A 14,334-nucleotide genomic window follows, 5' to 3' on the forward strand; every position below is an offset into this window, starting at 1 on the left:
TACTATCTTTGAAATTCGCTCTATACTTAGTAGATGTGTGAGAAAAGAGGATGATTAATGCTAAAAGTTATTAATTTTGCCAAGCTTGATAGCAATGAATTCAAAACCTTCTCAAGTATCTATAATAATCGGCTCAATAATCCTTGGATGCATTGGGCAAGACGACTCGATGTAGCCTTTCATCCTATATTCCTAGACCAATCGGAGGCAGGCAAAGTTTTTTTATATTTTCATGAAAGTGAGCCTATTGGAATTTGTCGAATTATCCTATCACCTGAGGGTGCTTATCAACATTTAGCTAAAATTGCATCCGTGGCTATTGACCCTAAGTATCAAGGAAAAGGACATGGAAAAAAAATATTAGACGAATTAAAACAATACATCATTGATCATCATCCTGAAATTGCACGGTTAGAATTAACATTCGAAATGGATAATGCGGTAGCGATGTTGGGACGTATTTACGATAAAGCCGGTTTTGTGCGCGAGAGTTATTACAATGATTGGTTTAGATCCAGTGATGATCTATATCAAGCAAAACAACATCCTTGGTACTCCGGAGAAATTTTCTCAGGCATGTTACTTGAATCTCAAGTTAAACAAGATTGCTACTTCCCCAGTAAACCCTTAGCTCAAATTAAACAAAATAAGTTGCAGACTCAGAATGACAACTATAATTTTTCTTTGGCAAAAGTAGATGACACTAATGAACTCACTACTTTTTTTGAAAAAGGCGCAACAGAATTATCGCATTTACCCTTATCAAAAAGGAAAGAAGTTATTCAGGATAAAATCAGCCGTGCAAAAATTTATACAGTACGGCTTTCCAAAGGGCAAATTGTCGCGGCAGGTGAAGTTGATGCAAAGCTAGCAGGACTGGGACACATTGCTATGCTTAACAATATACAGATCGATTTGAATCAAGAAGATGCTGGCATCGTATTATTTAAAAATTTAATTGCGCATTCTCAAGATTCAAATCCTGATGTAAAACGCCTTGAATTGAAATTGCCCGCATCGCAAATAGAAGCAATCGAGGCTTTACAAGCAATTGGTTTTGATTTTACTGGCTCACAAAAATATCGTTTCAAGGATCAAGATGGTCATTACCATGACGAACATTTTTTTGAATATAGTTTATTTAATCTTGATGACGCACTTGAATGCTGCCAACGCCGTAAAAATTCTGAGTCTAAATTACAAGAAAACAAAGAAACATTTCATTTTCCTTTGTCATTTAATTTTTTGAATGCACTGCACCATCAGCTGCAATCAATCAAAATTAGTAAAGTTTTAGATGCTGAACAAGAGCGTATACTTTTTAAATTGGTTCGCATATTATGTACGCAAGATTGCTTTTCACCCACTGAACGTCATCATCAATGCGCTAAACTAAAAGAAACATTTCCTGAAATGTTTTCTATTCCCGCAATTGTTAATCTTTATCAACTTTGCGTAAAACAATTGAAACCTAGCTCGTCCACGGAATTTTTTGAAAAAAACTCTCACTTCCAAATAAAAAAAGAAGAGACTGGAGAGCCTCATTCGTCATCCATAAGCCAGTTTGGATTGAAATGAGAGTTTCAATAACCGGTCTGTTATAAGCGTGCGTTATTAAAGCCACTCAAATAGAAAAGAGTACCTTTTCTTAATGAAGCCTTAAAACTTTAAATTAGTTTTTTTCTGTTTTTTTTATTATTTTACAATGCCTTAATCTTAATAAAGCGCTAAATTCTCGTTTGACATTCTCTCTGTGCCTCTCTATTATTGCTCAATAATTAATCAGAATAGGACCGGGCTATGATTCATAACCTCACCAAAGTACTAGAGAAATATGGCTTTGCTTCCGAGCATGCTCTCACACAAGTCCTTGAACTTTTTAACGCCGCAGGCTTTACCCAACCTGAACAATTAGAAAAAGATTTAGTCGTGGCTAGATTGACAGAAGACGAAAAAAAAATATTTCTTTCTAATCATTTTAACGCTCGAGAATATGAAGAGAAAGTTGAAGCTTGGTTTGAAGTAGTGGTCAATCAACTTTTAAATTTACCGGAAACTCCGACGGTCCATGCTCTGATAAGCAAACTTTCTTCAACTTTGAGTACGGATGCCTATCATAAAATATTTATCTTAGCGAATACAGATCGTGCTAAATTTTTAGGAAAACATTATGCGGATAAAAACCAGTTAAGGAAATCAGCATCTTGCAAATTCGTAGATGAAATAAAAGATATTAATTACCCATCTTTATCTTCTTTAGCTATACCCAATAATGCAGTAAACCAATACACGATGCCCCATATTTATTTCTCGCAACCCGATATAAATCGACACTATCTCGTCGTTTTAAGTCCACATGATTTCACAACTAAAAACATAAAGACTATTCATAAACAATTTCCGCCACACTATGGTCACTTAGAGATTGTTTGCTCATTAGCTGAATCTGTATCACAACAAGATTTACTCAATATTTTCTTCCGACACGTTCCTTTGCAACGCCAGAAAACAGAGAAAATAACTTTCTCACCTTTTAATCAAGTTCATCTTTTAAATAATAATCCTTTGGGATTGACGCAAACCTTTCAGGAAAAAGCGCCCAATCCATCCGCAGTTAAAGGACCACAATCAATTGGATTATTTCACTTTCACAAAACGCTTACGGCATTAAACAGTGATTCCCCAACACCTGCTTTAAAACCATAAGTCGGCTTACGTGTCGCTTTAATAACCGGATGACCCAAAATAAAGGTCATCCTCCTAACTTTTTTAAAAAATTATTTTTCTAATGGACTGGAGACATTTAAATTTTCCAAATTGTCACTCACTTCCTGACATTGCTCACCTTTACAAACATAAGCGGTGACTTGATCACGTGCTTTTTTCATGGCTAAAGCTTGCGGCAATGCTGTTATATCACTTGGAATAGCCAACACTATATTGTCATTTGTTTTGAGCTTATTCTTCCAATGGTTAAGTTCAGATTCTTTCCCACGTAATATAATAATCGATGGAGGTTTAAGATACGCTTGCAAAGCTAATAATAAAGAACAATGTTCTGTCGGGTGTTGTAATAATGCCGATGAGGCAGCATACAATGTCTTTTCAGCAGCTAAAAGATACTGCGTATTACCTAATAAATGCCCCAATGTCAGCAATACCTGCGCTGCTACACCATTCCCTGAAGGTATGGCTTCATCCATCATGGTTTTGGGCCGATAAAGCAATTTTTCATGTTGATGCGCTGTAAAAAAAAAGCCACCCTGGTCATGATCATAAAAATCATTTAAAAGAATATCCGCTAAATCAATGGCAAAATATAAATAATCATTTCGCCAATTAATCTGGAGCGCAACTAAGAGGGCGTCGATTAAAAAAGAATAATCATCTAAGTAACCCGTAAGGTAACCGCGCCCATCTTTGTAACACGCAAATAATTTCTTATCAGGTTTCACTTGTGCGTAAATGAAATCAAGTGCACGTAAAGCTGACTGGGTAAAACGGGATTCATTTAATACCTTCCCTGCCGTCAACATCCCTTTAATGGTCAAAGCATTCCATGCAGTTAATATTTTTTTATCAATGCTCGGTGCAATACGTAGCGCACGCGTAACCATCATTTTCTGTGTGGCTGAAAATAATATTTCTTTCGCATCGTTAAGGTTTATTTTTAATTGACTGGCCACCGCTTCCAGGGATTCGGCAAGATAGAGATGCCATTGTCCTTCGCAAAGAGGAGGGTGGAGCAAACCAAAATAACGCTCAATGAGAGCAAATTCCTCGGCATTCAGTAAACTTTCAAGGGTTTGCTTATGCCATAGATAAAACTTTCCTTCTTCACCCTCAGAGTCTGCATTCATACTTGAATAATATCCCCCGGCAGGGTCTTGCATATTGTTTTCTAACCAATAAGCAACCGCTCTCGCGATATTGTTAAAATCTACATCTTTACTTTGACTATACAAGTAAAGAAGCTGACCATTGTCATATAACATTTTTTCAAAATGCGGAATGCGCCACGCTTCATCCACGGTATATCTAAAAAATCCACCACCCAGTTGATCCACGATGCCACCTTTTCCCATATGACACATCGTGTCATATGCCATGGGCGAATGTCTTTGAATCAAAAATGCCAGTCGCGTAGGTTGAGGAAATTTTGGTGCAACCCCAAACCCGCCGTTTATTTTATCGAATTGCTGTTGCATTGTTTGTTCAGCAAGTAGCAAGGGTTCATCATTTAATAAATTGACTGGAATCGCATGCTCAGCTTTATTGAGAAAATTAACCAATTCATTGTTTTGTTTTTGTAGGGCGCTAGGATTTTCTTGGTAAGCTTGAGCAACCCGTTTTAAAATATCTTTAAATGCAGGTAATTGAAAACGCGGCTCAGGAGGAAAGTAAGTTCCACTAAAGAAGGGCACTTGATCTTGGGGTGTGAGAAAGACTGTTAAAGGCCAGCCACCGCCACTACGCGTCAATAAATAATGTGCTGTCAGGAAAACTTTATCCAAATCAGGTCGCTCTTCCCGGTCGACTTTAATGTTAACGAATAACTTGTTCATGAGTTGTGCAGTTTCTACATCCTCAAATGATTCATGCGCCATAACATGACACCAGTGGCAAGCTGCATAACCAATAGAAAGGAGAATGGGCTTATTTTCCTGCCGCGCCTTTTCAAAAGCTTCTTCGCCCCACGGGTACCATTCGACGGGATTTTCAGCATGTTGCTTGAGGTAGGGACTTGCTTCGTTAGCTAAATGATTCGACATATTTAATCCCGGAATTAATGATTAAACAAATAATTACATTATTTTATAGGCGATGAAAGATTTTTGCGGATTCAAAATGATGATTAACCCTTGAAAAATACAATCCTGCCCATATTAATTCTAAGTAACCAAATGAGGTTAGATCGATTGAAGGAGAACCTATGAATAAAAATTTTTACGTAAAACTTATTCTTTCTGTGGGTATGACGATTGTCAGTGGCGCATGGGCCGTTCAAGGTATCGCCAAAAATGTAAACTTTTATGACCAACCCGATGCAAGTAGTAAAGTAGCAGGATCTTATGATACGGAAATGGGCGTCATTCCTATTTTTACACCGAAAGATAGCCTCTGGACTAAAGTTGCAGACCCGCGCAACGGTAATGTGGGCTGGGTAAAATCGACCGAACTAGGCAATACGAAAGTGAGCTATCATGTCATTCGCAATAACGAGGGTACGCATGGTTATCAATATATTCATTATGGAAATACAACGTCACCTTCCCCGGACGCCATTTCAACTGAAATGAAGCAAATGCAATTAAAGCACCAAGCCTTTCAGCAAGACATGCATAAAATGATGCTAAGTATGTTTAAAGAAATGGACCACCCTTGGCCTTTTATTATGCCGGTGGTAGTCGTTCCGGAAAAAGTCTCGACCTTAAAGCAAGAAAAATCGCCCGCGACTGCCCAAGTTCATAAAAATAAATAAGCAAAAACAATTCACGCTGTGCAGACTTAAAGACTGGATAGCGTGGATTAAATGCAATTTCATGATTTATAGTTTTTAAAATTTTTTAAATTCACCTTTAATATATTTTACCGGAAAAGAAATATAATCTCTGCTGGTTTGTGTTGCGACTTTATTTGCAGGCATCGAACCCACGGCCATGATATGCGACAAAATTTCATCGACTGCATCACAGTTAATTAAATTTAAAAATTCATTTTTACTTAAAGCAACTTCGACGATGAGAGTGCGTCCCTTCATCGTCACCGCCATAGTCGGATTCTTTTCAGCGTAAACTTTTTCGATAAAAGCATTTACAGCATGCAAAGAAGGTTGAATACTTCTTAAAGTTGTTTCAAATTGCGACTTAGCACTATCTGAACCTAATATATTTTTGAATCTTTCCAAAGATAACATTAAGGCATCAAGGCTTGCCATAGGCGCACTGCCCACAAGAACGATATAAATCTTATTTGATTGGGCAGAGATTTCCATGGCAAAGTTTCCTTAAAGTATGAGAAAAACAGATAAGTAAGACCACCAAACTGCGTATTATTTTAACATAGAAAATTTGGGAATAATAAAGAAGAAGTTGAAGGCGTTTAGCGCTGTCACAGGGATAATTTTAATTGAAGGAATAAAATTGATGTTTAGACATTCTAAAATTCCACTAGGAATATTTGAAGCTCCCCGATTACGCAACATGCTTAAATATTGCCAGTTTAATAGTGTGATCATTTTTGATTTAGACAATACCGTTATCGAATCAACCCAAGCTTTATGCAGTGATCAATGGTTTGTCGGCTTACTCAAATATGCTGCAACGATGATCACTGATGAGGCAGAAGTCCGCACCCTTGTCCTATCCATTTATCATGCTGCTCAACATTACGCTAAAATGCAAAAGGTAGAAAAAAATACTTTGAAAATCATCAATGCTTTGCAAGCAATTGGCTTGCCTGTTATTGCTTTAACCGCACGGAGTACATCCATTGCCGAACCCACCCTTCGTCAATTAAAGGACATCGATTTAGCATTCTCCAAAAACCTATATCCCAAGTCATTGGCAATCCATAACAACGAAAATAAATCATCCACTTATCGAGATGGTATTATTTTTTGTGATGGATGCAATAAAGGGGCAATTCTCATTAACTTTTTTAAACAAATTGGTTTCCGCCCTCTCCATATCGTCATGGTTGATGATCAGCTGAAAAACTTAAACACTGTTCAATCTTTTCTTGAACCAAGTGGTATTCCTTTTGCTGGTTTACGTTATGCGTTTCTAGATTTAAAAACTCAACAAGTTGATTTGCTTGCAGCCAATCAACAGTTACAAACTATAATTGAAATGTTACCGATTGAAGCTCAAGAGGCTGCTTATAAATTACAATTAATTGACTCTAAATCAAGTCTCAAGCCTTAAATAATTCTGGCGTAGACTATTTTATAAACATTTTGGAAGCATAATCTTTTACCAACTCATGAATGTTCCCACACATCCGGCCAACAAACCAAAGCCTGAGGTAATGCATAAAACAGTACCTACAAAAATGCTATACCAACCCTTTAAAGCATATTGTGGGGGTAGGGCGCGTTTAGCTAAAAGAAATAAAAACATGAGTACCATAGGAAGCAAAATAGCATTCATGACTTGGATAGCCACACTTAACGCGACCAAATACTTAGCGTTACTATAAATTAGCAGAGCACATAAGATTAATATAAAAATATAAGAACCATAAAACCACGGTGCAGATTTTGGATGATCGCTTAGGGAGTGACGGAAGCCCATCATTTCTCCGATTCCCCAAGCTGCTGTTAATGACACAACTATCGTTGCAACGATAGCGGCTCCCGCCATTGCTAAAGCAAATAAAGTAAGACCATAAAAAGACCCTAGCTTAGGAATCACTGCATTACTAAACTCGGTGATATTTTGAAGTGGCATATTTGGATTGACTTGACCCAGGGTGACGGTGGCAAGTACTAAAACTGAAGCCATGATAACCTGAGTTAAAACAGCGCCCATGGCCGTATCCCAACGCGCTGCACGTAAATGATTTATTTTAAGCCCTTTATCAACTACGGCAGATTGTTGAAAAAAAATCATCCAGGGCATCAAGACAGCTCCAATATTGCCTGCGACTAAATATAAATAGGAAGTATTCCCCAAAGGAATATCAACCATTTCATATACCCAGCCGGTTCCACCGGGATGAGCAAGCCAAGCAAGCAAAACAAAAATAATTTCAAAAATTCCTACACAAATTGCAATCCGCTCAATCGAACGGTAAGAACCCGTCCATATCATAAGGGTAAGTAAACTAACGACCGTTACTAATGTTTTCCCGGGTGCAATGCCAAATAAATCACCCACAGCTACTAATCCACTCAGCTCGGTTAGCAATGCGCCGATGCAGCAAATCACGAGCGTCACGACTGAAATCCAAGCACTCCACGAACCAAAGTATTCTTTAATTAACTCCCCATGTCCCTTACCGGTTGCTAAACCTAAACGTAGGGTTAATTCTTGCGCCATAAATAAAACAGGCACTAGAATAATTTGCAAAAGTAATAAACGATATCCCCAAGTTGCACCACTTTGCGCAGATAAAATTAAACTGCCTGCGTCCGTATCGGCTAACATCACCAGTAAACCGGGCCCAATTAATGAAACTCTAGAGAAAAAACTAAATCGCGTTACTGTCATTTCTACTTCCCTGTAGAAAAATTTCGTGCATCATTACTTTGATTTGAGGGGGATGAGGTAAGGACTCTTTGTTTTAAAATTTAAATGTTTCAAGGGGTCACCGGTATTTTGTAGATTTCCATACTGCATCATAGCAGCTTGTCGAATCATGTCTGGGAAAAAGCTTGTGGCAACGGATAAAGATACTTCTGGCTGTGGATTTGCTTTAGTGAAAAAAGCAATAACTTCAAAATCAGTGTTTGAAGTATTGATAAAAGTATGCAAAAAACCTGCGGGCACATAAAAATAATCAAACATTTTGACAGCGATAGGCGTAGGCTCTGATCCCGCCATGATGAGATGGAACGTTCCTGTGCCTTGAGCCACGACGTACAAGGTACCAACATCAGGATACCAAATCGCATCACGCGCAACATTAGGTTTTAATTTGGCGCGCAAGATAGAAATATTTTCGAGGATAGCCCAATTACTTTGAATACCCCACACAACTGAGCCAATTAATTTTTCATCAAATAACGGCGTGACTTTAGCCAGATCAAAACCATATGGACTTGCAGTTAAGACGTGCCTTAACTCCGGAAGAGGAGGGAATTTCCCCACCAGCGGATTGCTAGTCGTACCTTGCCAATTGAGTAATTCAGTATGAGGGGAAGTATAAGCATCGCGTAAGGGCGCGGGGATCCCATTGAAGGCGACAGGTAAATCGATATCTTGTGGTGTATCTGAACTAAACCCAACAAACAATTGCGCGGGTTTATCACCCACATTATTAAGAGAATGCAATGCTGCTTGCGGGATGAACCAACACATCCCTGCAGATAAAGTAAAAACCGCACTCTCACCAGGTGAGCGCCAAATAATAACTTCGATAGTACCTGAGACAACATAGCCTAATTCTGAAGCATTGGGATGCCAGTGCGGCAACCGCATTGAAGCATCCCAAACCTCCAATGCATAACAAGTGACCCCTGCAAGGGCCGCGAAATTATTTTTATCAACAATAAAAGCTTTGCCAACATTGTTGGTAATCGTCGGAGAAATCACATCAGTTGTCTGCAGATGAAAAGCTGTTACGAGGCTACTTTTGTCCATGCTATTTTCATCCCTTGTTTTATTTATTATAAAGGTTTCAGTGTTGATGATGAAAATTTATTTTTAGTATATAAAAATAGATTCCCCCAATGGATGATTTTTCAATTAATTAACGAGTTAGCAGGTTTTAGGCATAAAAAATATGAATGAAAAAGGGGAGGTGCCTTAAATTAGAGCACAATAACTGCTTAATTTTTTACTATTAATGATTAAAAATAACTTATTTATTTTAATTAAAAACGTTAAATATACTCATCTATTTTGAGATTGAAATGACGTCTGGCTCTTTGTATTTGAGATTTAAATTGATTAATCGAATTGAGATCGGCAGCTGTAAAGTTATGAAAAAAAGAAGCGTGATCTTCCGATTGAAATTGAGTGATGTTATTTTTTAATTCACTAGGAAATTGTTGATTGCCGATGATGATGGGTGTGGGTAAATTACTGACATGAAATAACTCATGAACCTTTTTTGCAGCAGTAGGATTTTTTTCTAAATAAATATCCCATACCGTGGAACCATCAACAGCTCCCGATGCTGTTTTCAATAATAAATCTTCAAATCCGTTAGTCTCGACAAATTTAATAACAGTATCTTGCGGAACTAAATCTATTAAATAAATGAGAGGCGCCCAATAACTCGTTGTGCAGTATTCATTAACCCGACCTAATGAAAAGTTTTTAATTTCTTCAATAGTCATATTCTTTGTTGTAACAAAATTAGATTGCAATACACTTTTATTATCGGGACCAAAAAGTGCTTGCGCAATAATTTCATACTGACTTATATAAGGAAGTGTTCCCGCAGGAATAAACATTGCAGCTAATTGACCTTGATCATAAGCATCAATCATTTGTGACAAATCATGATAGGGTTTAATTTCACATCCAATCTTTGCTGCAAAATCACTCGGCAATCCAAGGTTATCATCATAGCCTAATGTAATTTTTCCCATGCCAATCTCCTTAAGCGCAAGGCGCAATATTAATATGATAACAGAGGAATTATACAAAGTGTAAAGGGCGAGATTCAGAATCTAGTCACGTATTCGGAAATTATTTTAACTCAATACGTTAGCGCCATAAAGTAATCGGTAAAAATTTCAGAGATCTAGATTAGCTCTAAACCTTAGAGGTATGTCCCCTAAGATGTAATGCGTGCAGTCGCTCAATTCATCAGTAAAATTTTTCACAAGAATATGGTGTTCAAGCCTATTGCCTCAAATTTCTCTCTTCTTATCACCAAAATTAGGTCGGGCGCTTTTAGCTCATTAAGCGCATGAAACTCTTTATTTAAAATATATAGCTCCCTATGTATGTTGACTTTACTAAGTCATGGTTTTAAAGTATGCAAATGAATTTTTAAATGAATACTAGGAATATCTATGTCAACTCAAAAAATCATGACCAAACGTTTATCACTACTATTACTCAATTCTTTACTCACCGTCCTTCCAACCAACTACGCGCTAGCTAATCAGTGCATAACCAATATTGACGATCATGCCCATCATATGCATTTACCAACAAGTCGAAGTTGTACATTAGATTTATCCCATTGCAATATAACGATCGAGCAAATACCCACCATCATTGCTTATATAAAAAAGGATGATTTTAATCGTATTGATTTAGCAGATAATGATATCAATGAACAAGGGATCAATAAGTTAATCGAAGCAAATATGGAGGCCTATAGCATCAATTTAAGTAAAAATAATATTTCTGATAAGAGTGCTGCTATGCTAGCCAATAGTAGTAATATTAGCCAATTATATTTGAATGATAATAATATTACGGATAAAGGAGCAATTGCATTAGCTAAAAATACTAAAATAATTAATTTACAATTAAATCATAATCAAATCGGTAATGCCGGATTAAAAGAACTTGCGAAAAATGTGAAGTTGCAAACACTAGGAGTTGCTCATAATCAATTTGACGCAGAAGGATTAGTAGCATTCACGCAAAACAATGTTATTGACAGTTTAAATATTTCTGATAACCATTTAAATTATACTGCTGCAGATATCATAGCTAAAATGCCTCAACTTAAATTTTTATATGCCAATAACAATCAATTCTCTGATAAAGGCGCTGTCGCTTTAGCTAAGAAAGCTACGCGATTTATCGATATAAACCTGGCTGAGAATAATATTGGTGATGTAGGCGCTAACGCGTTATCACGTTTAGAAACAACATATTTAAATTTAAATAATAATCATATTAGTGCACGAGGGGCGCAAGCATTAGCTAAAAATGATACCGTGCGTACCTTGCAATTAAATAATAATGAAATTGGTGATACTGGTATTGCTAGTTTTAGCAATAATCGAACGCTCACCTACCTATACGTAGATCATAATCACATTACTGCGAGTGGTGTTAAACGCTTGACACAGACAAAGTTGCACGATTTACACATCAATGATAATGAAGTTGGGGACGAAGGCATGGCCGCCTTAAATAAATTATATTTAGAATTTATTTATATCCGCAATAACAATTTACATGATGCAGCAGTAAAACCCTTTATTAATTTTTGTGCCTTAAGATTAATTGATATTAGTAATAATCATATTAGTCACAATGCGATTGATAAATTGCGAGAATCATGTGGTTATAAAAAAGTGATTGCTGATCATAATGATGGTTAATGTAATCACCTAATGCAACAAAAGGGATATCAAAAATGGATACAAGAACAGCCGAGAAGGTTGATCTAATAAAAAAGTTAAATCCTAATTTGCAGAAGCTCCATAAATACCGCAATGGGGTTAGCTTTTTTAACAACCCATTTGAGATTTATTCGCATGAACCATCATTGTCTTCATCATATATTTTTGATGACTCAAGCAATACTTTTGAACTACACAAACTGCTAGGAAAAGGAGCTTTCGGATCAGTCAAGAAGGGTATTTTAGTCAAATCAGGGCAAATTGTTGCCATCAAAATTCAGAATGTTACGAGTCAGATTGAATATTATTTTAAAACTATGGGTGACAAAGAAAAGGCAAGAGTTTACGTCAACAAACAAATTGAAATAGAAGATACTTTATTGAAATTAACAAATCAATTCATTTCAGGCTTAACGAGGATTAGCGTAAATAATCAAGAGAAACATTACTCTATAATGAAATATATTGATGGGATTAAATTGAAGAACATTTTTAGTCAACTTTCTGCCTCGGAAAAAATACGATGCTTCATACAACTAACAGAACAATTAGAGTTTTTACACGCTAATCATTACTTACACTTAGATGTATGGCCAGACAATATTTTATTTAGTAATGCCAAAGCAATTCTGCATGACTATGGTTGCTCAGCTCAATTAGAAAATGGAATATATTTGAGTCAATTAAAAGGTTCGCATATTCCCCCAGAAGTTATCTGTGCATATAAAAAAAATGAAATTTGTACCTATAGTACTTATTCAGATATTTATGCTTTAGGAATGACAATGTATGAATTATTATATGATAAGTATTATGACTATAATGCAGATGAAACGCTTCATGATTTTGCTAACCAATATAGCAATTATCATCAACAAATTATTGACTTTTTAAGTGAAAAAAATGACATAATGTCACAAATAATAAATGGCTTAATTAGTATTAATCCTGCCGATCGATTACCGACCAAGGAAATTTTAAACAACTTACGGTTAATACAAAACAATCAGCATCTACTAACACTCCTGGATTGTTCAAATTCTCCGGTAAAAAAAATTTGTATTTAACTTATTAATCATTAAATAAAGGGAGTATGCAGTGTGTATATGCTCATATTTGTAGAGTTCCCGCTTCGGTAATTCAATTGTTAAACGCAGCTTTTGCATATTACAACTGAGGTACAAACAATTATATATAAAGGAATGTTCCAAATTTATGGGTTTTGAAGCACAGATCATAGTTAATTAAATGTAATTGCAATGATCATTAGATTATTGAAAATGATTTACTTTCAATATTAAACATAAATTTTAAAAACTTTATTGCGTAAAAGGCTTGAGATTGAATATTTTTGGCGATTTCAAATCGATGTTCGTTTCATGCTCATCAAAATCGGGTTTGATGCGGATAACATGATTATTCAAAATATCAATTTGTACCTTGTCACAATGATAATAACTGCTGATGTCCCTCACAAATTTTAAATTAAATGGTAAATACTTTTCTTGCTCAATCTCTACTCCAAACGCGCCCAATGCACCTTGATAATTCGTGCGATAAGCACGAATATAAAAATCATCAACTTTTTTATCGATGATCAATACTCTACGATAATCGATACCTGAATTTAGATAATTAGTAAATTCTAATAAATTGATAAAATTCGCAATTCCCAAAAAAAATCCAACAAAAGCAGAAATTATTAAAGGAACTGTAATTTTAAACAAATAATTATACGCCAAATTTTCTTCCCTATTGGAAATGCTATATTTAATAGTAATTGTGTTGCTGATATTGTTGCGATAACAACACATGTCAAAAATTGATTTACTAAATGTAAGGCTTTGAATAGTAAATTATATGTTGGGTTTGTAAAATGAACTTCCATATCAGATTTTAAGTATGAAAAACCATTAAAACTAATAATGATTATTTCTTTTAAAGATACAAAAAATAAATTTGTTAACAATGGCAACAGCATCGCTAGTACTGTCAATTTAATTAAATGGTTTTCGATTTTCCATTTTCGCTGAAAACATAAAACAAAAATTAAAACCAAAGAGATTACTGGAGTATAAAAGTAGGTTAGGTAAGCTGTGAGAATAATTAGACCCATATAAACTAATGATGTAGCTGTATTGATATCCAATGTTTCAGGCATACTTAATTTGCTAATAAATCGATTCATTACTGATTAGGCCTTCTAAATGTAGAATATTTTATACGATAAAATTATATTTTTTTTATCATTATTTTTTATAGATCCGACAATGTTTTTGAATAACATCATTTCAATTTTAATCGTTCATGCCATTTGCAGAAATGTATTAACATTTATAAACTAGGAAGAA

At 35.7% G+C, this 14,334-nt stretch carries 12 protein-coding genes; 6 read left to right on the forward strand and 6 right to left on the reverse strand.

All coding sequences use genetic code 11. The annotated features are described in order from the left end of the window. Positions 1-57 precede the first annotated feature (57 nt). Together H0W64_09475 and H0W64_09480 are read left to right on the forward strand one after the other, a co-directional pair. The gene (locus tag H0W64_09475) at positions 58-1,578 is read left to right on the forward strand and encodes a GNAT family N-acetyltransferase (GenBank protein ID MBA3661947.1); all 1,521 of its coding nucleotides are present in this window, start codon (positions 58-60) and stop codon (positions 1,576-1,578) included. Between the two features lie 222 nt (positions 1,579-1,800). Continuing rightward, the gene (locus H0W64_09480) at positions 1,801-2,706 is read left to right on the forward strand and encodes a hypothetical protein (GenBank protein MBA3661948.1); all 906 of its coding nucleotides are present in this window, start codon (positions 1,801-1,803) and stop codon (positions 2,704-2,706) included. Between the two features lie 71 nt (positions 2,707-2,777). Here H0W64_09480 and H0W64_09485 read toward each other — a convergent pair whose 3' ends face one another. Beyond that, positions 2,778-4,772 (reverse strand): thioredoxin domain-containing protein, encoded by a 1,995-nt coding sequence (locus H0W64_09485; GenBank protein ID MBA3661949.1) that lies wholly within the window; start codon positions 4,770-4,772, stop codon positions 2,778-2,780. 161 nt (positions 4,773-4,933) lie between these two features. Here H0W64_09485 and H0W64_09490 point away from each other — a divergent pair, with 161 nt between their 5' ends. Further along, positions 4,934-5,482, forward strand: coding sequence for a hypothetical protein (locus H0W64_09490; protein MBA3661950.1), 549 nt, complete (start codon positions 4,934-4,936; stop codon positions 5,480-5,482). A 75-nt stretch (positions 5,483-5,557) separates the two neighbouring features. Here H0W64_09490 and H0W64_09495 read toward each other — a convergent pair whose 3' ends face one another. Then, positions 5,558-5,995, reverse strand: coding sequence for a hypothetical protein (locus H0W64_09495; protein MBA3661951.1), 438 nt, complete (start codon positions 5,993-5,995; stop codon positions 5,558-5,560). A 151-nt stretch (positions 5,996-6,146) separates the two neighbouring features. Between H0W64_09495 and H0W64_09500 the strand changes: the two genes are divergently transcribed. Then, positions 6,147-6,926 carry a DUF2608 domain-containing protein gene (locus H0W64_09500; protein MBA3661952.1) on the forward strand — a complete coding sequence of 260 codons (780 nt, stop codon included), beginning with the start codon at positions 6,147-6,149 and terminating at the stop codon, positions 6,924-6,926. A gap of 48 nt (positions 6,927-6,974) precedes the next feature. Here H0W64_09500 and H0W64_09505 read toward each other — a convergent pair whose 3' ends face one another. From H0W64_09505 to H0W64_09515, 3 genes are all read right to left on the reverse strand, one after another. Beyond that, a complete protein-coding gene (locus H0W64_09505) occupies positions 6,975-8,150 on the reverse strand; it encodes a divalent metal cation transporter (protein ID MBA3661953.1) in 1,176 nt (391 codons plus the stop codon). A 96-nt stretch (positions 8,151-8,246) separates the two neighbouring features. Further along, positions 8,247-9,305, reverse strand: coding sequence for a cupin domain-containing protein (locus H0W64_09510; GenBank protein MBA3661954.1), 1,059 nt, complete (start codon positions 9,303-9,305; stop codon positions 8,247-8,249). A gap of 242 nt (positions 9,306-9,547) precedes the next feature. Next, the gene (locus H0W64_09515) at positions 9,548-10,261 is read right to left on the reverse strand and encodes a hypothetical protein (protein MBA3661955.1); all 714 of its coding nucleotides are present in this window, start codon (positions 10,259-10,261) and stop codon (positions 9,548-9,550) included. A 429-nt stretch (positions 10,262-10,690) separates the two neighbouring features. Here H0W64_09515 and H0W64_09520 point away from each other — a divergent pair, with 429 nt between their 5' ends. Together H0W64_09520 and H0W64_09525 are read left to right on the forward strand one after the other, a co-directional pair. Then, positions 10,691-11,962, forward strand: a complete 1,272-nt coding sequence (locus H0W64_09520) for a hypothetical protein (GenBank protein MBA3661956.1) — start codon at positions 10,691-10,693, stop codon at positions 11,960-11,962. A 35-nt stretch (positions 11,963-11,997) separates the two neighbouring features. Beyond that, positions 11,998-13,050 (forward strand): protein kinase, encoded by a 1,053-nt coding sequence (locus H0W64_09525; GenBank protein MBA3661957.1) that lies wholly within the window; start codon positions 11,998-12,000, stop codon positions 13,048-13,050. Between the two features lie 252 nt (positions 13,051-13,302). Here the strand turns inward: H0W64_09525 and H0W64_09530 are convergent, their stop codons facing one another. Then, positions 13,303-13,725 (reverse strand): hypothetical protein, encoded by a 423-nt coding sequence (locus tag H0W64_09530; GenBank protein ID MBA3661958.1) that lies wholly within the window; start codon positions 13,723-13,725, stop codon positions 13,303-13,305. Positions 13,726-14,334: the final 609 nt, after the last annotated feature.

It is taken from the genome of Gammaproteobacteria bacterium, assembly GCA_013816845.1.
Taxonomy (GTDB): domain Bacteria; phylum Pseudomonadota; class Gammaproteobacteria; order DSM-16500; family DSM-16500; genus Aquicella.